This is a genomic window from Shinella fusca, assembly GCF_014203155.1.
Taxonomy (GTDB): Bacteria; Pseudomonadota; Alphaproteobacteria; order Rhizobiales; family Rhizobiaceae; genus Shinella; species Shinella fusca.
The window spans coordinates 48419-67619 of record NZ_JACHIK010000005.1; the positions used below are offsets into that span (position 1 = coordinate 48419).

19 protein-coding genes are annotated in these 19201 nt (G+C 66.3%); 13 read left to right on the forward strand and 6 right to left on the reverse strand.

Going from position 1 to position 19201, the window contains the following annotated elements; translation table 11 throughout:
• Window positions 1-64: 64 nt before the first annotated feature.
• Window positions 65-1447: an ATP-binding protein gene (locus tag HNQ66_RS09340; protein WP_184143398.1), complete on the forward strand. Its 1383-nt coding sequence runs from the start codon at window positions 65-67 to the stop codon at window positions 1445-1447.
• Here the strand turns inward: HNQ66_RS09340 and HNQ66_RS09345 are convergent, their stop codons facing one another.
• The 4 genes from HNQ66_RS09345 to HNQ66_RS09360 all read right to left on the reverse strand — a co-directional run bounded on the left by HNQ66_RS09345 (window position 1448) and on the right by HNQ66_RS09360 (window position 3926).
• Window positions 1448-1789, reverse strand: coding sequence for a tRNA-binding protein (locus HNQ66_RS09345; RefSeq protein ID WP_184143400.1), 342 nt, complete (start codon window positions 1787-1789; stop codon window positions 1448-1450). It lies immediately after the preceding gene.
• A gap of 166 nt (window positions 1790-1955) precedes the next feature.
• On the reverse strand, window positions 1956-2774 hold the full coding sequence (gene proC, locus HNQ66_RS09350; RefSeq protein WP_184143402.1) for a pyrroline-5-carboxylate reductase: 819 nt from the start codon (window positions 2772-2774) through the stop codon (window positions 1956-1958).
• Window positions 2775-2776: 2 nt separating this feature from the next.
• Window positions 2777-3277 (reverse strand): type III secretion system chaperone family protein, encoded by a 501-nt coding sequence (locus tag HNQ66_RS09355; RefSeq protein WP_184143404.1) that lies wholly within the window; start codon window positions 3275-3277, stop codon window positions 2777-2779.
• A 391-nt stretch (window positions 3278-3668) separates the two neighbouring features.
• Window positions 3669-3926 carry an accessory factor UbiK family protein gene (locus HNQ66_RS09360; RefSeq protein WP_184143406.1) on the reverse strand — a complete coding sequence of 86 codons (258 nt, stop codon included), beginning with the start codon at window positions 3924-3926 and terminating at the stop codon, window positions 3669-3671.
• 236 nt (window positions 3927-4162) lie between these two features.
• Between HNQ66_RS09360 and lgt the strand changes: the two genes are divergently transcribed.
• The 8 genes from lgt (at window position 4163) to HNQ66_RS09400 (ending at window position 12185) form a co-directional block, all read left to right on the forward strand.
• Window positions 4163-4975 carry a prolipoprotein diacylglyceryl transferase gene (lgt, locus tag HNQ66_RS09365; RefSeq protein WP_184143849.1) on the forward strand — a complete coding sequence of 271 codons (813 nt, stop codon included), beginning with the start codon at window positions 4163-4165 and terminating at the stop codon, window positions 4973-4975.
• Between the two features lie 8 nt (window positions 4976-4983).
• On the forward strand, window positions 4984-6084 hold the full coding sequence (locus HNQ66_RS09370; RefSeq protein WP_184143408.1) for a class I SAM-dependent methyltransferase: 1101 nt from the start codon (window positions 4984-4986) through the stop codon (window positions 6082-6084).
• Between the two features lie 98 nt (window positions 6085-6182).
• Window positions 6183-6974 (forward strand): peptidoglycan editing factor PgeF, encoded by a 792-nt coding sequence (gene pgeF / locus HNQ66_RS09375; protein ID WP_184143410.1) that lies wholly within the window; start codon window positions 6183-6185, stop codon window positions 6972-6974.
• Window positions 6975-7001: 27 nt separating this feature from the next.
• On the forward strand, window positions 7002-8153 hold the full coding sequence (locus tag HNQ66_RS09380; RefSeq protein WP_184143412.1) for a M24 family metallopeptidase: 1152 nt from the start codon (window positions 7002-7004) through the stop codon (window positions 8151-8153).
• A 102-nt stretch (window positions 8154-8255) separates the two neighbouring features.
• Window positions 8256-9047 carry a hypothetical protein gene (locus tag HNQ66_RS09385; protein ID WP_184143850.1) on the forward strand — a complete coding sequence of 264 codons (792 nt, stop codon included), beginning with the start codon at window positions 8256-8258 and terminating at the stop codon, window positions 9045-9047.
• Window positions 9048-9173: 126 nt separating this feature from the next.
• On the forward strand, window positions 9174-10106 hold the full coding sequence (locus HNQ66_RS09390) for a ribose-phosphate pyrophosphokinase (RefSeq protein WP_184143414.1): 933 nt from the start codon (window positions 9174-9176) through the stop codon (window positions 10104-10106).
• A gap of 134 nt (window positions 10107-10240) precedes the next feature.
• Complete coding sequence (locus HNQ66_RS09395; protein ID WP_184143416.1) at window positions 10241-10849, forward strand: Kazal-type serine protease inhibitor family protein; 609 nt, start codon at window positions 10241-10243, stop codon at window positions 10847-10849.
• 151 nt (window positions 10850-11000) lie between these two features.
• Window positions 11001-12185: a benzoate/H(+) symporter BenE family transporter gene (locus HNQ66_RS09400; RefSeq protein WP_184143418.1), complete on the forward strand. Its 1185-nt coding sequence runs from the start codon at window positions 11001-11003 to the stop codon at window positions 12183-12185.
• Window positions 12186-12188: 3 nt separating this feature from the next.
• On the opposite strand, the gene HNQ66_RS09405 is transcribed toward HNQ66_RS09400, so the two are convergent.
• Window positions 12189-13643, reverse strand: coding sequence for a hypothetical protein (locus HNQ66_RS09405; protein ID WP_184143420.1), 1455 nt, complete (start codon window positions 13641-13643; stop codon window positions 12189-12191).
• Between the two features lie 230 nt (window positions 13644-13873).
• Between HNQ66_RS09405 and HNQ66_RS09410 the strand changes: the two genes are divergently transcribed.
• The 4 genes from HNQ66_RS09410 to pth all read left to right on the forward strand — a co-directional run bounded on the left by HNQ66_RS09410 (window position 13874) and on the right by pth (window position 18660).
• Window positions 13874-14482 carry a 50S ribosomal protein L25/general stress protein Ctc gene (locus tag HNQ66_RS09410; RefSeq protein WP_184143422.1) on the forward strand — a complete coding sequence of 203 codons (609 nt, stop codon included), beginning with the start codon at window positions 13874-13876 and terminating at the stop codon, window positions 14480-14482.
• A gap of 227 nt (window positions 14483-14709) precedes the next feature.
• Window positions 14710-17103 carry a putative bifunctional diguanylate cyclase/phosphodiesterase gene (locus tag HNQ66_RS09415; RefSeq protein WP_184143424.1) on the forward strand — a complete coding sequence of 798 codons (2394 nt, stop codon included), beginning with the start codon at window positions 14710-14712 and terminating at the stop codon, window positions 17101-17103.
• Between the two features lie 19 nt (window positions 17104-17122).
• The gene (locus HNQ66_RS09420) at window positions 17123-17872 is read left to right on the forward strand and encodes a substrate-binding periplasmic protein (protein ID WP_184143426.1); all 750 of its coding nucleotides are present in this window, start codon (window positions 17123-17125) and stop codon (window positions 17870-17872) included.
• Window positions 17873-17943: 71 nt separating this feature from the next.
• Entirely contained in the window at window positions 17944-18660 is a 717-nt protein-coding gene (gene pth / locus HNQ66_RS09425; protein ID WP_184143428.1) for an aminoacyl-tRNA hydrolase, read from the forward strand.
• Window positions 18661-18816: 156 nt separating this feature from the next.
• Here the strand turns inward: pth and clpS are convergent, their stop codons facing one another.
• A complete protein-coding gene (clpS, locus tag HNQ66_RS09430) occupies window positions 18817-19128 on the reverse strand; it encodes an ATP-dependent Clp protease adapter ClpS (RefSeq protein ID WP_184143430.1) in 312 nt (103 codons plus the stop codon).
• Between the last annotated feature and the right edge of the window lie 73 nt (window positions 19129-19201).

Below are 19201 nucleotides of genomic sequence, written 5' to 3' on the forward strand. Positions count from 1 at the left end.
TGGGGGAGATGCCCGGCAGGGCAGAGGGGGGTAAGCCTCCACACATTATCCCGGAACCCCGCCGATGAGCCTCTTCTCCACCTTCCGCCGCGACATCGAGCGTGCGCCGCGGGCCGGCTGGAAACGGTTCACCCGCTGGCTGCGCCACCAGATGCCGACGGGGCTCTATGCGCGCTCGCTGCTCATCATCATCCTGCCGATGGTGCTGCTGCAGGCGGTGGTGGCCTTCGTCTTCATGGAGCGGCACTGGCAGCTCGTCACGCAGCGCCTGTCCATGGCCGTCACGCGCGACATCGCCGCCATCATCGACCTCATCGAGACCTACCCGCAGGACGCCAACTACACCGAGATCACCCGCATCGCCCGCGAGCGGCTGGAGCTCATCATCTCCATCGAGCCGGGCAAGGACCTGCCGCCGCCGCGCAGCAAGCCCTTCTTCAACATCCTCGACGAGATCCTGAGCGAAGAGATCGTCCGCCAGATCCGCCGCCCGTTCTGGATCGACACGGTGGGCGAAAGCAATCTCGTCGAGATCCGCATCCTGCTCGACAACAAGATCCTGCGCGTCTACGCCCGCCGCAACCAGGCCTATGCCTCGAACACCCATATCTTCATCCTGTGGATGGTCGGCGCGTCGCTGGTGCTGATCGGCATATCGATCCTGTTCCTGCGCGGCCAGATCCGCCCGATCCTCACGCTGGCGCAGGCGGCCGAGAGCTTCGGCAAGGGCCAGAAGATGCCGGACAACTTCGCGCCGCGCGGCGCCGACGAGGTCCGTCGCGCCGGCCTTGCCTTCATCCTGATGCGCGAGCGCATCGAGCGGCAGATGGAGCAGCGCACGGCGATGCTCACCGGCGTCAGCCACGACCTTCGCACCATCCTCACCCGCTTCAAGCTGCAGCTTGCGCTCGCCGGCAACAATCCCGACCTGCAGGGGCTCAACAAGGATGTCGAGGACATGCAGACCATGCTGGAGGGCTATCTGTCTTTCGCGCGGGGGGATGCCGAGGAAGACGTCGGCGAAGTGCGCCTTTCCGATCTCTTCGACCGGCTGGCGATGGAGGCCGAGCTGCACGAGCGCGCCTTCTCCTACGGGATCGACGGCGAGGATGCGGTTCTGGTGCGTCCGAATGCCTTCCGCCGCCTCGTCGGCAACCTCGTCTCCAATGCGCTGCGCTATGCGAAGACCGTGCGGGTGGAGGCGCGCCACCGCGCCAAGTGGCTGACGATCACCATCGACGACGACGGCCCCGGCATTCCGGAAAAGGCGCGCGAGGACGTCTTCAAGCCCTTCTTCCGGCTCGACGAGGCGCGCAACCTCGATGCCTCCGGCACCGGCCTTGGCCTTGCCATCGCCCTCGACATCGCCCGCAGCCACGGCGGCGACGTCACGCTTTCCGATAGTCCGATGGGGGGCCTGCGCGCGACGATCCGCGTGCCGGCCTGATCAGCACATCTTCCTGCCGTTCGGCACGGTCTGGCCGACGCCGGCCAGGACGATCGCGCCCGTCTCGTCCTCGAAGCCGAGCGTCAGCACTTCCGAGCGCACCGGGCCGATCTGCCGCGGCGGGAAGTTGACGACCGCCAGCACCTGCCGCCCGACAAGCTCCTCCAGCGTATAGTGCACGGTGATCTGCGCGGAGGATTTCTTCGTGCCGATCTCGGGGCCGAAATCGATCAGCAACTTGTAAGCGGGCTTGCGCGCCTCGGGAAAGGGCAGCGCCTCGACGATGGTGCCGACGCGGATGTCGACCCGCTCGAAATCGGCGTAGGTGATGGTGTCGGTCATGAAAACGGTCCTCGTATGAAAAGGGCAAAGACCCTCTCTGCCTGCCGGCATCTCCCCCACAAGGGGGGGGAGAACGCTAGGGGCTTGCTCTTCCGTCCCATTTACCCGCTGCGGGTGCCGCAGGTTAAGTCCCTCCCCCTTGTGGGGAGGGGTTGGGGAGGGGTCTTCAGCCCGCCAGTTCCTCGGCGCGCTTGCGCGCAGCCGCGATGGCCTTGTCGAAGAGCGGCTGCATGCCGTCCTCGGCCATCAGCACGGAAAGCGCAGCGGCGGTGGTGCCGCCGGGCGAGGTCACGTTCTGGCGCAGCCGGCTGGCGGCGTCGGGGGACTGGTGAAGCAGTTCACCAGCCCCCGCGACGGTTTCCCGTGCGAGTCGCATGGCGAGGTCCGCCGGCAGGCCCGCTTTGCGTCCTGCCTCTGCCATGCACTCGACGAGATAAAAGACATAAGCCGGGCCGCTGCCCGAGACCGCCGTGACGGCGTCGATGTCCCCCTCGGTCGCAACCCATTCGACCGGGCCGCTCACCTTGAGCAGGGAATGCACGAAATCGCGCTGCCCTTCGGAAACGCGTTCGTTGGCGAAAGCGCCCGTGACGCCGCGGCCGATCATGGCCGGCGTGTTCGGCATGGCGCGCACGACGGCGGCCGGACCGAGATGGCTTTCGAGATTGGCGACGGTCTTGCCGGCGGCGACCGAGACGACCACCGTCTCCGGCCCGACGAGCCCCTTCAGCGGCGGCAGGACCTGGTCCATCACCTGCGGCTTGACCGCGAGGAAGAGGACGCCGGCCTTGAGGCCTTCCGGTGCCGCCGTCTCATGGCGCGCGCCGTTGCCGGAGATCAGCTCGGCCATGGCCGGCGACGGGCCGGGATCGATGACGAGGACGGAGGAGCCGGAAATGCCGTTCTTCAGCCAACCGGCGAGCATCGCGCCGCCCATGTTCCCGGCACCGATGAGGACGATGGGACCCGAACCAGCAGCCGCCATGCTTACGCCTCTCCGACCGTTTCGAACAGCACCGCGTCGACCGCGGCTTGCGCATCCATGCCGGACCAGACGACGAACTGGAACGCCTGGAAATAGGCCTCGCAGGTTTCGAGCGCGCTCGAAAGCAGCACCTCGACCTGCCGGTTGGTGGGCTCCGCCCCGCCTGCCAGCAGCAGCGACTGGCGGAAGATCACGACGTCCTCGCGGCGCCAGAGGTCGAAATGCCCCATGAGCACCTGGCCGTTCACATGCGAGAGCAGGCTGTGCACCTCGTTGACGCGGCTTTCGGGGACCTTGATGTCGAAGGCGCAGGCAAGGTGCAGCGCCTCGAACTCTTCCATCCAGGAGAAGGAGACATGGTAGTCCGTCCACTTGCCCTCGACGGTCATCGCGATTTCGTCTTCGCCCGCGCGCTCGAACGCCCAGTCGTTATTGGCCGCGACGAACTCGATCATGTCGACCGGGTTGGACTGACGCCCGATATCCAATTCCATAAGGCTCATGCATCACCTTCAAGGCCGGAAGGCATGCGCCATCGCGCTCACACACGCGACGCGGCAAACCATACTCCGGATACAACACTGAATGATTGCTCGGCACTTGGCGCAATCTGGACGACTTACCCTGCCCGAACCTTGCGCTGCCCGTCTCGAATCATCATTTAAAATCAGTGTATAACGGCGGAGTCATGACGCCAGCCCCCGCCCCGGTGTTTTCCCCGGCCGGTTGTGGAAAGCGCTTTGCAAAAAGATTCAGGTCGGACGCTTAAGAGACTCTGCGCAAAGGGCTTTTCGGAAGTGTCCACAGGGGTAAAAATTTTATTAAAAAAAACGGTTGGCGCGATGTGAATCACGCCAACCGAGTCCTGTCGGGGCAAAGGCGTGCCGGAACGGCTCAATCCTTGCCGGCAAGGCGCGCTTCCAGCGCCTCGATGCGCTTCAAAAGCGCCTCGTTCTCGTCGCGCGCCTTGATCGCCATTTCGCGCACCGCCTCGAATTCCTCGCGCTTGACGAGGTCCATGCCGTTGAAGAAGCGCTCGGCCTGCGCGCGAAACATGGTCTCGGCCTCCTTGCGCACGCCCTGGGCTGCGCCGGCGGCATCGGTCATCAGCTTGGCGAAGTCGTCGAGAATGCGGTTCGCGCCGGTGGTCATGGTCTGCCCTCCTGGGGTCTGGATGCCTCTTTCGGGCCTTTCGCCCGCGTCCTGAACCTGAGGTAGGGTCTTGCAGCCCCGCTTGCAAGCGGATTCCGGTGGATCGTTCCCGCTTGCGGGCGGGCACATCGGCGCTCGGCGATTTATCGCCTTGACCCTGCCGTAAGCCATCGCCATCTTCCGCGCGAAAAAGGAATATCCCGATCTTGACGAACATCGCCCAGCTTTTCGCCATCATGCCCTATCCCGAGATCGACCCGATCGCCTTTTCGGTCGGTCCCGTCGACGTCCACTGGTACGGCATCGCCTATGTCGTCGGCATCATGCTCGGCTGGTTCTATGCCCGGCGCCTGATCGAGACGCCGCGGCTGTGGGCGGGCGAAGCGCCGATGAGCCGCGTGCAGCTCGACGATTTCCTCGTCTGGGCCGCCGTCGGCATCATCCTCGGCGGGCGCATCGGCTATATCCTCTTCTACGATTTCCCGAACGTCGCGGCCGAGCCGCTCCGCGCGATCCAGATCTGGAACGGCGGCATGTCCTTCCACGGCGGCTTCGCCGGCACGACGCTCGCCATGCTGCTCTTCGCGCGGCGCCACCGCATCCCCGTCTGGAGCCTGTTCGACATCGTCGCCGCCGTCGTGCCGATCGGCCTCTTCTTCGGCCGCATCGCCAATTTCGTGAACGGCGAGCTGTGGGGCCGCCTTTCCGATGCGCCCTGGGCGGTGGTCTTCCCGCAGGCCGGCCCCTTCGCGCGCCACCCGAGCCAGCTCTACGAAGCCGGCCTCGAAGGCATCGTGCTTCTGGCGGTGCTGGCGCTCGCCATCTGGCGCTTCGGCGCGCTGAAGCGTCCCGGCCTCGTCACGGGCCTCTTCGTCTGCGGCTATGCGCTCTCGCGCATCACGGTGGAGTTCTTCCGCGAGCCGGACGCGCAGCTCGGCTATCTCTACGGCGGCTGGCTGACCATGGGCATGCTCCTGTCGCTGCCGATGCTCGCCGTCGGCGTCTGGGCGATCGTCCGCGCCCGTGCGGCTGCGTCGAAGAACGCCTGAGCCCGCCCATGCCGACGCCCCTCGCCCGCAAGATCAAGGCGCTGATCCGCACCAACGGCCCGATCAGCCTCACCGACTATTTCGCGCTTTGCCTGGCCGATCCCGAATACGGCTATTACCGCACGCGCGATCCCTTCGGCACGGCCGGCGACTTCGTCACCGCCCCGGAGGTGAGCCAGCTCTTCGGCGAGATGCTCGGCGTCTTCCTCGTCCACGCCTGGCAGAAGCACGGCGGGCCGGCGGAGGTGCGCATCGCCGAGATCGGCCCCGGCCGCGGCACGATGATGGCCGACATGCTGCGCGTCATATCGAAGCTGGCTCCGCAGCTCTACGAGAGCGCGACCTTCCACCTCGTCGAGACGAGCCCGAAGCTGCGCGCCGTCCAGCACGAGACGCTCGGCACCCACGCCTCCCGCGTCGCCTGGCACGACAGTTTCGAGGAACTGCCGGACGGCTTCGTGCTGCTCGCCGCAAACGAGCTCTTCGACGCCATTCCCATCCGCCAGTTCGTCAAGACCGCCTCCGGCTTCCGCGAGCGCATGGTCGGCCTCGATGCGGATGACGAGCTGACTTTCGCCGCGGGCGTCGCCGGCATCGACCCGGCGCTCCTGCCGGAAAACCACAAGGCCGTGGCGAACGGCACGATCTTCGAGATCGCCCCGGCCCGCGAGGCGGTCATGGCGACGATCGGCGAGCGCATCGCCCGCTTCGGCGGCACGGCGGTGATCATCGACTACGGCCATTTCGTCACCGGCTTCGGCGATACGCTCCAGGCGGTGCTGAAACACGACTTCGACCCGCCGCTCGCCCATCCAGGCGAAGCGGACCTGACGAGCCATGTCGATTTCGAGCGCCTTGCCGGCGCGGCCGCCGCCGCCGGGCTCCATGTCCACGGCATGCTGCACCAGGGCGATTTCCTCGTCGGCCTCGGCATCGGCGAGCGGGCCTCCGCGCTCGGGCGCCACCGCGACGAGGCGACGCAGGCCGCCATCCTTGCCGACGTCGACCGGCTCGCCGGTTCCGGCGCGGGCAAAATGGGCGATCTTTTCAAGGTCTTGGCCGTCGGCAGCGCGCCGCTTGCGCTCTTTCCCTTCCGCCAGCCGGATTGACACGCCCGAAAAGGCCGGACAACATCCGGCCCGATTTGCACCCGCATGCCCCGGCGACATCCTTGCCCGGCGGCCCGTTCCAAGCCAGCCGAGAGACCATGACCGACCAGGCGCTCCCCTCCCCGATCGAAAGCCCGCTTCTGGCGGAGCGCGCCGGCCATGCGGCGCGCCACGGCTTCTTCACCCGCGCGGGCGGCGTCTCGGAAGGCATCTACCGCGGGCTCAATGTCGGCCTCGGCTCGAAGGACGAGCGCGAAAGGGTCGAGGAGAACCGTGCCCGGGTCGCCCGCTGGTTCTCCGTCACACCGGACCGGCTTGCGACCGTCCATCAGGTCCATTCGCCGGACGTCGTGCTGGTCGACGAAAACTACGACGGCGCACGCCCTCAGGCCGATGCCATGGTAAGCGCCACGCCCGGCATGGTGCTCGGCGTTCTTTCGGCCGATTGCGGCCCGATCCTCTTCTGCGACCCCGAGGCCCGCGTCGCGGGCGCCGCCCATGCCGGCTGGAAGGGCGCGCTCTACGGCGTGCTTGAAAGCACCGTCGCCGCCATGGAACGGCTCGGCGCGAAGCGGGAAAACATCCTCGCCAGCCTCGGCCCCTCCATCGGCCGGCACAATTACGAGGTCGGCCCGGAATTCGTGGAGCGATTCCTGTCGGTCGACAAGGACTACGGGCGCTATTTCACGCTATCCGACAAGCCCGGCCATGCCATGTTCGACCTGCCGGGCCTGACGACGCAGCGCCTTGCGGATGCCGGGGTGACGGCCGAGAACCTCGACATCTGCACCTATCCGGACGAGGACCGCTTCTTCTCCTACCGGCGCACCGTGCACCGGCAGGAACCCGACTACGGCCGCCAGATTTCGGCGATCATGATAAGGGGCTGAATGCCCGAAAAGACGAGGGAGACACCCATGGCCTTTCACTTCGACAGCGAGGAATATGCCAACCGGCTCCAGCGCCTGACCTCCCGGATGCGGGAGGAGAAGATCGACGCCATGCTGCTCTTCTCGCAGGAGAGCATGTACTGGCTGACCGGCTACGATACCTTCGGCTACTGCTTCTTCCAGACGCTGGTGGTCAAGGCGAATGGCGAGATGGTTCTGCTCACGCGCTCGGCGGACCTGCGCCAGGCCCGGCGCACCTCCACTATCGAGAAGATCGAGATCTGGATCGACCGCGTCAACGCGGACCCGACCATGGACCTCAAAAACCTTCTCTCCGATCTCGACCTCCTCGGCTGCCGCATCGGCGTCGAATACGACACGCACGGCCTCACCGGCCGCAACGCCCGCCTCCTCGACAACCAGTTGCAGAGCTTCGGCGAGATCGTCGACGCCTCCGCCCTCGTCAGCCGCCTGCGCCTCATCAAGAGCCCGGCGGAGATCGCCTATGTCGAGCGCGCCGCCGCGCTCTCCGACGACGCGCTCGACGCCGCCCTGCCGCTGATCGTGCCCGGCGGCGACGAGGCGGCGATCCTCGCCGCGCTGCAGAATGCCGTGCTTGCCGGCGGCGGCGACTACGCGGCCAACGAATTCGTCATCGGCTCGGGGGCCGACGCCCTGCTCTGCCGTTCGAAATCCGGCCGGCGGCGGCTCGATGCGAACGACCAGCTCACCCTCGAATGGTCCGGCGTCTGCGCGCGCTACCATGCGCCGATGATGCGCACCGCCCTCATCGGCGAGGTGAGCAACCGTCACCGCGAACTCTACAGCGCCTGCCGCGAGGCCATGCAGGCGATGGAGATGGTGCTGCGCCCCGGCAACACGTTCGGCACCGTCTTCGAGACCTTCGCCCGCATCGTCGACGAGCGCGGCCTTGCCCGCCACCGGCTCAACACCTGCGGCTATTCCGTCGGCGCGCGCTTTGCCCCGTCCTGGATGGACCCGCAGATGTTCCTGATGGGCAATCCGCAGGAGATCGAGCCGAACATGGCGCTCTTCGTCCACACGATCCTGCTCGATTCCGACAGCAACACCGCCATGACGCTCGGCCAGACCTACCTCACCACCACCGATACGCCCCGCCCGCTCTCGCGCTACGGGCTGGATTTCATCGAGGCCTGACCCCAACATCCTGTAATTGACAGGGGCCGGCCGGGCACCCATAAATCGTTGCGGGGAACGGAGGAGGCGAAAATGCCTCCCTGAGGACACGGGACGATGACGATGCACACGCTGATGAAGCGGCTGGCGCTGGTCGGCCTCATCGCCACACTCGCCGGCTGCAACAGCACGGATGCGCTGATCCCGCGCGTCGATGTCGGCAGCAGCAGTTTCAACTCGCCGCCGGTCACGCAGGGCGATCTCGACCAGATGAGCGCGGAGACGAGCCCGGTCACCACCATGCCGGTGGCGACCGCCCAGCAGACCGCCTTTGCCGATACGTCCGGCCTCGACGGCGCCGGCGGCTCGACGGGCCGCGACACGGCGGGCACGCTGCAGGGCCAGGCCGACGCGCTCGCGCGCAACCGGGCAGCGGCAAATACCGATACCGAAATGGCGAGCACCGCGACCCGGCGCTCGCTGGCCGCCGAGGAAGCCTCCGAAGGCGCGTCGGACGTCGCCGCGCTGCCGCGCGCCTCCGCGACGGGCGGCGAGACGATCCGCTTCCTGCCGATCATCGGCGCGCCGGTTGAGGCCGTCACACCGCTTTCCAGGCGGCTCGGCGCGGAAGCCCGCTCGAGCGGGCTGACAATCCGCAGCGCCTCGGACACCTCCGCGAAATACATCCTGAAAGGCTATTTCTCGGCCATGAACGATAGCGGCAAGACCACCGTCGTCTATGTCTGGGACGTGCTCGACGGCAGCGGCGCGCGCCTGCACCGCATCCAGGGCCAGGAGACCGTGTCCGGAACGGCGGCCGATCCATGGGCGGCCGTGCCGGCCGGAACGATGGAGGGCATCGCCCGCAAGACCATCCGCCAATATCTCGACTGGCGCGGTTCGCTGCCCGGTTAGCGAAGGGGAAACGGTAAATCGCGGAGAAATGCGAAGAATCGCTTTTTCGAACCGGCAAAGCCCTTGCATTCGCGGATTGAGCCGCTTAAACGCCCCCCTATCAGCATAATCACAGGCGGACCATAGATGAAGGTTTTCGCGGGCAATTCGAACCGGCTACTCGCCGAAGCGATCTGCAATTATCTGAATGTCCCGCTCGGCCGCGCCACGGTCAGACGCTTCGCAGACCAGGAAATCTTCGTTGAAATCCAGGAGAACGTGCGCGGCGAGGACGTCTTCGTCGTCCAGTCGACGTCGTTCCCGACCAACGACCACCTGATGGAACTCCTGATCATGATCGATGCGATCCGCCGCTCCTCGGCGCGCCGCATCACGGCGGTGCTTCCCTATTTCGGCTATGCCCGCCAGGACCGGAAGCCCGGCCCGCGCACGCCGATCTCGGCCAAGCTCGTCGCCAACCTCATCACCGAGGCCGGCGCCGACCGCGTGCTGACGCTGGACCTGCATGCCGGCCAGATCCAGGGCTTCTTCGACATCCCGACCGACAACCTCTACGCCATACCGATCCTCGCGCGTGACGTGAAGGAGAACTACGACCTCAAGAACGTCATGGTCGTGTCGCCGGACGTCGGCGGCGTGGTGCGCGCCCGCGCGCTCGCCAAGCGTCTCGACTGCCAGCTGGCGATCGTCGACAAGCGCCGCGAACGCGCCGGCGAATCCGAGGTCATGAACGTCATCGGCGACGTCACCGGCAAGGACTGTCTGCTGATCGACGACATCGTCGATTCGGGCGGCACGCTGTGCAACGCGGCCGAGGCCCTTCTGAAGAACGGCGCGACCAGCGTCACCGCCTATATCACGCACGGCGTGCTCTCGGGCGGCGCCGTGGCGCGCGTCACCTCCTCCAAGCTCAAGGAGCTGGTGATCACCGACTCGATCCAGCCGACCACGGCCGTCCAGTCGGCGCACAATATCCGCGTCATCACGACCGCCAACCTGCTCGGCGAGGCGATCAACCGCACCAGCGCGGAAGAATCGGTCTCCAGCCTCTTCGACTGACCCCCTTTCGGGCCTGCGCATGCCTTCCGGCCGCGCAGGCTCTCCCTCCGCCATCCCCTGCTTTTTGCCCGCGCCCCGATATCGGGGCCTTTGTTTTTACGCTAGGGTCGACGCGGTTTGATCAGGAGAGCCCCATGATTTCGATATCGCCCTTCCTATGCCGGATGGCGGGACGCATCGCCATCCTCCTTGCCGCCGGCGCCGCGCTGGCGGCCTGCTCCGTCGAGGTCGACGAAGGGGGCGGCGGCTATCGCCCGCGTCCGCGCCCGCAGGCCTGCACGATGGAATATCTTCCCGTGTGCGGCGCGCGCGACCATGACCAGCAGACCTTCGCCAATGCCTGCGAGGCGCGTTCGAGCGGCTACCGGGTCGTCGGGCGCGGTGAGTGCCGCGGCGGCGGACGGCCGGATCCCTATCCGGGAGAAGGCCGCGCCTGCACGCGGGAATATGCGCCGGTCTGCGGCGCGAACGGCCGCGACCGGCAGACGTTCGCCAATGCCTGCGAAGCGCGCAAGAGCGGCTACGACGTCATCGGCAACGGCGAATGCCAGGCACGCCGGCCGGACGGCGACCGCCCGGATTGGCGCGACCGTGACCGCGACCGCGGTGGCCAGAAGGTCTGCACGATGGAATACCGGCCTGTCTGCGGCCAGCGCGGCCGCGATATCCGGACGTTCGGCAATGCCTGCTCGGCGGATGCCGAGGGTTACCGGGTCGTCAGCCCCGGCGAATGCCGCGGCTGACGGGCGATACACGGCCTGAAGCTCGAAACCCCGCCGCGCACACGGCGGGGTTTTTCTTTGGCCGCCCGCCGCGATGAAACGGGAAAACCCTGTTCCCAAGCCCGATGCGGCCTGTTACGACTGCGCATCCCTTTCCAGTATCGATCCTGTCATGCTTCGTGATTTTTCCGCCCAAGCCCTTTTCATGGGCCTGCTCACCGCCTTTGTCGGTTTCGCCAGCTCCTTCGCCGTCGTGCTGCACGGCCTCGCCGGCGTCGGGGCGAGCGAGGCGCAGGCCGCCTCCGGCCTGATGGCCCTTTCCGTCTCCATGGGCATCTGCGCCATCGTCCTCAGCACGGTCACGCGCCTGCCCGTCTCCATCGCCTGGTCGACGCCGGGCGCGGCGCTGCTGGCAAGCTCCGGCGCGGTGGAAGGCGGCTTTGCGACGGCGGTGGGCGGGTTCCTCGTCTGCGCGGCGCTGATCGTCGTCGCGGGCCTGTGGAAGCCGCTCGGCCGCATGGTCGCCGCCATCCCGGCGACGCTCGCCAACGCCATGCTCTCCGGCGTGCTGATCGGCCTGTGCTTCGCGCCGGTCAAGGCCGTCGCCTTCGACCCGAGGCTGGGCCTTCCCATCGTGCTCGCCTGGGCGCTCGTCGGCAGCATCAACCGGCTCTATGCGGTGCCGGCGGCGCTCCTCGCCTTCATCGGCGTGCTCGCCTTCGGCGTCGACATTCCGGCGGGCGCGCTCGCCGGCCTTGCGGATTCCCTGCTGCCGAGGCCCGAATTCGTGACACCCGCCTTCACCGTGGCCGGCCTCGTCGGCATCGCGCTGCCGCTCTTCATCGTCACCATGGCCTCGCAGAACATTCCCGGCATCGCCGTGCTGAAGGTCAACGACTATACGCCCAATCCCGGCCCGCTCTTCGCCACGACCGGCCTCTTCTCGCTGTTCTCCGCGCCCTTCGGCGGCCATGCCGTCAACCTTGCGGCCATCACCGCCGCCATGTGCGCCGGTTCCGACGCTCATCCCGATCCCGCCAAGCGCTACTGGGCGGCGATCAATGCGGGCATCTTCTACGTGATCTTCGGCCTTGCCGCCGGCGCCGTCACGGCCTTCGTCAGCCTCGCCCCGCCGATCCTCATCGAGGCGGTGGCGGGCCTTGCGCTGATCAGCGCCTTCGCCGCCTCCGCGCTCAATGCCTTCCGCGAGCCGGAAAGCCGCGAGGCGGCGGCGGTGACCTTCCTCGTCACCGCCTCGGGCGTGTCGCTCGCCGGCATTTCCGGCGCATTCTGGGGACTGGTCGCCGGCGGACTGATGCTGGCGCTCGCCCGCTTCACGGCCAGGCGCCGCGCCTGAAAGCTATTGCTGGAAGGGCAGCGGCTGGCCGTTGATCAGCACCTTGCCGTCCTCGCCGACCGCCACATCCCAGACCTGCGCGCCGCCGCCGCCATCGCGCGCCAGCCCCTTCATCATCAGGAGCACGAAGGACGCCTGCCCGAATTCCGGCACGGTGGCGGCGTTCTTCTGGAGATAGGCGACCGTCTTGTCGAAGTCGCGCATGGTGATCGTCACCGCGGCGCTGTGGCGGTCCTTGTCGTCGGGATAGACCAGCATCTTGCCGGTAAGATGCACATCGTAGATCGGCGAGACGGCGGAGACGTCCTCGAATTCCACCGTCATCTTTCCGTCCGGCAGGACGATCCGGCCGATCTCCCGGCTCTGTTCGTCGGTCAGCGGCTGCGCCCTGGTGAAATCCGCATGGTCGACGAAGTAGTCGACGGCGCCGGCAAGGTCGAGATCGGTGACGGCGACCTTGAAGGAGGCCCGCTCCGGCACCGCCTCCGCGAAGGCGGCGGGCAGGATGCCGGCCGGCGGCTTCGGCTTCTCCACGCCGACGCCGAAGCCGAGGCGGGTGGAATGGGCGATGCCGTTCATGGCGATATCGTAGGTGATGGCGTCGGCGCCGAACGTGCCCTTCTCCGTGCCGACCGTGACGTTCGAGGCGCGGATATTCTCCGTCAGGTTGTCGAAGACCGGCAGGGCGTCACGCAGCAATCCCTTCAGCCGCTCGGCATCGGCCGCCTCCAGCCGCTCGGCCTTCAGGTGGTCGAGCACGAAGAAGGTGAGGTCCTGCACCACCTTGTAGCGCGCGCCGTCCATGCTCACGTCGATATCGACGGTGTCGGCGCCGATATCGACCCGGCCGCCCTGCCCGCCGGTGACCGTCTCGGCGAAGGCCTTCATCACGCCGGTGCTCGTCACGTCGAGCAGGCCTTCGGCCTTCTTCTCGGCCGCAACGCGCATGGCCGTCTCGCCGAAGCTCGCCGTGACGCTCTCCTGCGGCGAGGTGCTGGTGAAGGTGAGCCTGCGCGCCGCCCAGTCGGCGGAGGTGAAGTAGAGGATTTCCGGATCGTAGATCCCGTCGAGCTTCATCGAATCGATGACATAGGAGAACGTGTTCTTCCCGGGCGCGGCATCGACCGTGCCCTTGATGTCGAAACTGTCGTTCGCCTCGACATGGTAGGTGCCCTCCGGCATCGGCCTCAGATAGGCCGTCATCGGCTTCAGGCCGTCGATCGTCATCGGCCCCGCCTTCGCCTTGTCGAGAAGGATGGCCGGATCGAAGCGCAATTCGTAGAAGGAGGTCGCCGCCCGCACCGTCACGAGGCCGGCATCGACCATCTCCTTCGGCAGGTAGCGGGTGAGCTTCTGCTGGAGGCTTTCGGCCTCGGACGACGTGACCTGCTGGGAGAAGGCCGGGCTTGCGGAAAGAAGGGCAAGGGCGGCCGAGGCCATCAGGATCTGTCGTCTCATTCTATGGCCTCCATTGCCGAACCGAAGCATACGAGCATCCAATCGCAGGGCCGCCGTGTCAATCCGGCGGCGGGCCTTGCATTTTCGGGCGTTCTCGGTTATCGAGCCCCCGTCCGCGTAGACACCCTTGGAGGCACCGCGGATGAGGCTTTCCAAAATCCTCACGTTTTGCGCGGCCGGCGAATGCCGATCCGTGAAGAACGCTCCAGTAACAGACGAAAGAAAAAGCCATGAGCCACGATACCTACGAACTCAAGGCCGAAACGCGCGAACGGGTTGGTAAGGGGTCCTCCCGTGAACTTCGCCGCAACGGTCTTATTCCCGCAGTCATTTACGGCGACAAGCAGGCCCCCCTCGCCATCGCCATCTCCACCAAGGAAGTGACCCAGCGCATCCACGCCGGCGGCTTCAAGACGACCGTCGCCACGATCGACGTCAACGGCGAGAAGATCCGCGTCCTGCCGAAGGACTACCAGCTGGATCCGGTCCGCGACTTCACGATGCATGTCGACTTCCTGCGCGTTTCGGGCAACACCCACGTCGTGGTCGAAGTTCCGGTTCACTTCGTCAACGAAGAGAAGTCCCCGGGCATCAAGGCCGGCGGCGTCCTGAACGTCGTTCGCCACGCTGTCGAGCTGCACGCCCTTGCCGGCGACATCCCGGAATTCATCACGGCTGACCTCGCAGGCCTCAAGGTCGGCGACGGCGTCCACATCTCGCACGTCAAGCTGCCGAAGGGCACGAGCCCGGTCATCGCCGACCGTGACTTCACGATCGCCACGATCGCCGTCCCGGCTGCCGGCGTGAAGGAAGAAGAAGCGGAAGCGACCGAGGAATAATCCTCCTCGCAGCGCAGTTCCCGGAAAACCCCGCATCCCCGGATGCGGGGTTTTTCTTTGCCCGCCGTCCGCCACTACCGTTGCGGGAGGCTTGAATCACCAACACTTTTCCGGATCGGTATTTCAGCAACATTTAAGACTTTGGTGAAAGGCTGTGCGCTTGAAATGACGAAAGCCAAGAGGGGCGTCATGGGCAGGCTTTGCATGCAGGCAGAAGGGCAACCGGCATGAAAGTGCATTCGGTGGAAAGCCGCTTCATCGCCATCGTCATCGGCGCCCTGCTCGTCTTCGTCGCGCCGCTGTTCGTGCTCTTCCTCATCCTGTCCTCCGACCGCGTGGCCCGCGAGCGGCTGGAAAACACCGACGTTCTGCTGAAAGCCAATGTCCAGGCGCTCGGCAAGCCGCTGTGGGATTTCGACAAGGAGAGCATCGAACAGATCGTCACCGCGCTGCAGGCCGATGCCGACATCGGCTTCGTGCGCGTGCAGGACACGTCGGACGTCATCGACATCCGCCAGCCCGACACGCCGCCCGATCCGGACGAAGCCCGCTCCATCGTCACCACCGATATCTTCCACCGCACGAGCGACGGCCTCCAGAAGGTGGGCACCGCGGAGATCTGGCTAAAGAAGCAGGGCATCTTCTCGCGCTTCTCCAAGGACGAGATGACGATCTTCGCCATCTTCTTCTTCGCCGTGGCGACGCTCTTCATCGCCGCGCTCATCGGCAACCGCATCACCATCATCCGGCCGCTGATGCGCCTGACCGCGGCAATCGAGGCGACTCGCAGGCTCGGCTCGCGCCACCACGTCGACTGGACCTCGAACGACGAGATGGGCGCGCTCGCCCATAACTTCAACGAGATGCAAAGCAAGCTGGAGCGCGAGGAGAACGAGCTGAAACGCGCGCATGCCCGCGCCACCGACATCTACAACCTCACGCCGGCCATGCTGTTCTCCATCGACGCTGAGAACCGCATCACCGCCGTCAGCGACTACTGGCTGAAGGCGACCGGCTACGAGCGCAGCCGGGTGATCGGCCGGGACTTCACCGATTTCGTCGACGAGGGTTGCCGCGAGACCTATCGCAGCCGCCATGCGGCAAGCGGGCAGGAAGACGGCATCGTCGAGGTGACGCTCCGCTTCCGCTGCGCCGACGACGGCCTCATCGACGTGCTGATCCTGGAGACCGGCATGGCGGGGAGCAGCGGCCGGCAGCCGCTCTCGCTCTCGGTCATGACGGACGTGACGGACCTCAAGGAAGCGGAGAACCGCAACCACCGTCAGGCGATCACCGACCACCTGACGGGCCTCTTCAACCGGCAGGGCTTCGAATCCGTCCTCGACGAGCTGATCGTGGAGGCCGACCGGCGCGGCCACCAGCTCGCCTGCCTCTTCGTCGACCTCGACCGCTTCAAGTGGATCAACGACAATCTCGGCCATGCCAGCGGCGACGACGTGCTGTGCCAGGTGGCGATGCGCCTGCGCCGCCAGCTTCGCACCGACGACGTGATCGCCCGGCTCGGCGGCGACGAGTTCGCCATCCTGCTCAGCGCGCCGAACGCCCGCCAGCTCGCCCTCGACGTCAGCGACCGGCTTGTCGCGAGCCTCAAGCCCGCCCTCTTCGTCAACGGCGCGGAGCTGCATGTCAGCGCCAGCATCGGCGTCGCGGTCTATCCCGACCATGCCGGCACCGCCGCCTGCCTCATCCAGAAATCCGACATGGCCATGTATGCGCGCAAGCGCGGCGGCAAGAACGGCGTGCAGGTCTTCGACAACAACATGGTCGACATCGCCCGCCGGCGCCTGGAGGTCGAGCAGTTCATCGACCAGGGCCTGCGCGAGGACTGGTTCACCGTCCACCTCCAGCCGATCGTCGGCCTCGCCGACGGGCGCGTGTCGGGCTTCGAGGCGCTCATGCGCCTTTCCCACCCCGAGCGCGGCATCCTGCCGCCGGCCGAGATCGTCGGCGTCGCCGAGGAGAACGGCTCCATCGGCCGCATCGGCGAGCGCATCCTGTCGAAGGCGCTCGCAAGCCTTGCCGCCATCTCGCGCCTGGAAGGAATGAACGAGACCTATCTGGCGGTGAACTTCTCGCCCCTGCAGTTCGAGGCGACCCTGCCCGCGCGCCTTGCCGCCCAGCTCCTCGAAAACGGCATTACGCCCTCGCGCATCGTCGTCGAGATCACCGAGGCCGTGCTGATGCTCGACAATCCCGTGGTGCGGGAAGTGCTCGACGCGCTCTCCGACCTCGGCTGCCGCATCGCGCTCGACGATTTCGGCACCGGCTATTCCTCGCTGAGCTACCTCAACCGCTTCCCGGTCGATATCGTCAAGGTGGACCAGTCCTTCACCCGCTCGCTCTCCTCCGAGCAGCCGGACGTGCGCCGCAAGAGCCGCATGCTGGTGGAAGGCATCCGCACCATCTCGCACCAGATGGGCTGCGCCGTGGTCGCGGAGGGCATCGAGACGGAGGAGCAATGGAACATCCTCCAGAACATGCATATCGAGTTCGGCCAGGGCTATCTCCTCAGCAGGCCCCTGCCGCTTGACGCGCTTCTGGAAAAGTTGGACCAATTCGCCATGCCGGACAGCCCCGGGCGCCGGGCCGCGGCGTCCTGAAACGGAAGGGGACGGGAAGATGAAGACGCTGCTTTTGACGCTCTGCCTGTCCCTTGCCGCCTTTTCCGCACCGCGCGCCGAGACCGTCCATTTCGTCACCGAGGAATACGCCCCCTTCAACTATTCGAAGGACGGCCGGATCACCGGCATCGCCGTCGAGCAGGTCGAGGCGATGGCGAAGGCCGCCGGCATCGACTACACGCTGGAGATCATGCCCTGGGCGCGCGCCTTCGCGCTGGCGGAGAAGCAGCCGATGCACTGCGTCTTCACCACGGGCTACAACCGCGAGCGCGCCGGCCGCTTCGTCTGGATCAATCCGCTGCTGAAGGACCAGATGGTCCTCCTCAAGCGCAAGGACGACGGGCGCGACGGGCTGACGCTCGCCGAGGCGATGGAGCTGAAGGTGGGTTCGCAGCGCGACGATTTCGCCGTCGAGGCCCTGTCGCTGATGGGCTTCAAGAACATCGACCTTGCGACCGACATCGACCTGACGGTGCGGAAGCTTCTCTCCGGCCGCATCGACCTGATGCCGACCTCCATCAAGACCTACCGCAAGATGGTCAAGGACGGCCTGCCGGTGGAAAAGGCGATGATGATGGCCGGGCAGGTCTACGGCATCGCCTGCCAGAAGGACATGCCGCACGCCATCGTCGAGCGCCTGCAGGCCGAGCTCGACAAGCTCATCCTCAACGGCGAGCAGGACCGCATCTTCACCGCCTACGGCCTGCCGCCGAACGCCCGCACGGCAGAAAACGACGCCGGGAAATGACCGCGGACGGTTGACTTCCGCCCGCATTCGCGCTGGTGAAGGGGAAAGACATTCCCAGGGCGGAGCAATCCATGCTGATCATCGCCGGGCTCGGCAATCCGGGCGCAAAATATGCGGGCAACCGCCACAATATCGGTTTCATGGCGCTCGACGCCATCCACCGCAAGAACCCGTTCTCGCCCTGGTCGAAGAAGTTCAAGGCGGAGATCTCCGAGGGAGAGCTTGCCGGCGAGAAGGTGCTGCTCGTCAAACCGCAGACCTTCATGAACCTTTCCGGCGAAGCGGTCGGCGAGGCCATGCGCTTCTACAAGCTCGCGCCGAAGGACATCGTCGCCATCTACGACGAGCTCGACCTTGCCCCCGGCAAGGCGCGCATCAAGGTGGGCGGCGGCCACGGCGGGCACAACGGCATCAAGTCGCTCGACGCCCATTGCGGCAAGGACTACCGGCGCCTGCGCCTCGGCATCGGCCATCCGGGCGTGAAGGAACTCGTCACCCATCATGTGCTCGGCGATTTCGCGAAAGTCGACCATACCTGGCTCGACCCGCTGCTCGACGAACTCGCCCTCAACGCCGCCATGCTGGTGCGCGGCGAGGATTCGCAACTCATGAACAAACTGGTGCTCGTCACCGGCGGCAAGCCGGAAGCCGAGGCCGCGCCGGCGAAGAAGCCCGCCGCCCAGTCCCACATCCGCCCCGCTCGCAACCACGTCCAGCCGAAGATCCTGCCCGCGAGCGGCCCGATGGCCGAGATGCTGAAGAAGCTGCTTGGCGGGAAGGACGAGTAGGCGCGTTCATGAAGACCCTCTCTGCCTGCCGGCATCTCCCCCACAAGGGGGGAGAACGCCAGACGACTGCTTTTCCCTTCAGTTTTCACGCGGAGGGTGCCGCACGGTAAGTCCCTCCCCCTTGTGGGGAGGGATTTAGGGAGGGGTCTCGAAGACCTACTCCTCCGGCTCCGTCTGGAACAGCAGCGGAAAGCCCGCTTCCTTGGCAAGGTCCGTCGCCTCCTTCGCCTTGGTCTCGGCGATGTCGCGCGCGCAGACGACCACCACCGAGGTGCCCATCTTGTGCGCGGTCAGCATCACGCGGTGGCTCGTCTCCTCGCTCATGCCGAACACGGCCTTCAGCACCAGGACGACGAATTCGCGCGGCGTGTAGTCGTCGTTGACGAGGATGACCTTGTAGAGCCGCGGCCGTTCCAGCTTCGGCTTCACGGTCGTTTTCGGGGTGAGGACGGTGTCACCGTTGCTCATGGGAAGCTCCTCGCATCGGCTTCGCGCGGTGTGCCCTCCATTGTGCACCCGGGACCGGGCGACTTCAAGGCCG

Bases quoted from the DNA above. Each gene is read 5' to 3' on its own strand.
- HNQ66_RS09395 (WP_184143416.1), top strand. From the start codon at position 10,241: ATGATTTCGATATCGCCCTTCCTATGCCGGATGGCGGGACGCATCGCC.
- HNQ66_RS09370 (WP_184143408.1), top strand. From the start codon at position 4,984: ATGCCGACGCCCCTCGCCCGCAAGATCAAGGCGCTGATCCGCACCAAC.
- pth (WP_184143428.1), top strand. From the start codon at position 17,944: ATGCTGATCATCGCCGGGCTCGGCAATCCGGGCGCAAAATATGCGGGC.
- HNQ66_RS09360 (WP_184143406.1), bottom strand. From the start codon at position 3,926: ATGACCACCGGCGCGAACCGCATTCTCGACGACTTCGCCAAGCTGATG.
- pgeF (WP_184143410.1), top strand. From the start codon at position 6,183: ATGACCGACCAGGCGCTCCCCTCCCCGATCGAAAGCCCGCTTCTGGCG.
- proC (WP_184143402.1), bottom strand. From the start codon at position 2,774: ATGGCGGCTGCTGGTTCGGGTCCCATCGTCCTCATCGGTGCCGGGAAC.
- HNQ66_RS09340 (WP_184143398.1), top strand. From the start codon at position 65: ATGAGCCTCTTCTCCACCTTCCGCCGCGACATCGAGCGTGCGCCGCGG.
- HNQ66_RS09345 (WP_184143400.1), bottom strand. From the start codon at position 1,789: ATGACCGACACCATCACCTACGCCGATTTCGAGCGGGTCGACATCCGC.
- HNQ66_RS09400 (WP_184143418.1), top strand. From the start codon at position 11,001: ATGCTTCGTGATTTTTCCGCCCAAGCCCTTTTCATGGGCCTGCTCACC.
- HNQ66_RS09405 (WP_184143420.1), bottom strand. From the start codon at position 13,643: ATGAGACGACAGATCCTGATGGCCTCGGCCGCCCTTGCCCTTCTTTCC.
- HNQ66_RS09390 (WP_184143414.1), top strand. From the start codon at position 9,174: ATGAAGGTTTTCGCGGGCAATTCGAACCGGCTACTCGCCGAAGCGATC.
- HNQ66_RS09410 (WP_184143422.1), top strand. From the start codon at position 13,874: ATGAGCCACGATACCTACGAACTCAAGGCCGAAACGCGCGAACGGGTT.
- HNQ66_RS09420 (WP_184143426.1), top strand. From the start codon at position 17,123: ATGAAGACGCTGCTTTTGACGCTCTGCCTGTCCCTTGCCGCCTTTTCC.
- lgt (WP_184143849.1), top strand. From the start codon at position 4,163: ATGCCCTATCCCGAGATCGACCCGATCGCCTTTTCGGTCGGTCCCGTC.
- clpS (WP_184143430.1), bottom strand. From the start codon at position 19,128: ATGAGCAACGGTGACACCGTCCTCACCCCGAAAACGACCGTGAAGCCG.
- HNQ66_RS09385 (WP_184143850.1), top strand. From the start codon at position 8,256: ATGCACACGCTGATGAAGCGGCTGGCGCTGGTCGGCCTCATCGCCACA.
- HNQ66_RS09380 (WP_184143412.1), top strand. From the start codon at position 7,002: ATGGCCTTTCACTTCGACAGCGAGGAATATGCCAACCGGCTCCAGCGC.
- HNQ66_RS09415 (WP_184143424.1), top strand. From the start codon at position 14,710: ATGAAAGTGCATTCGGTGGAAAGCCGCTTCATCGCCATCGTCATCGGC.
- HNQ66_RS09355 (WP_184143404.1), bottom strand. From the start codon at position 3,277: ATGAGCCTTATGGAATTGGATATCGGGCGTCAGTCCAACCCGGTCGAC.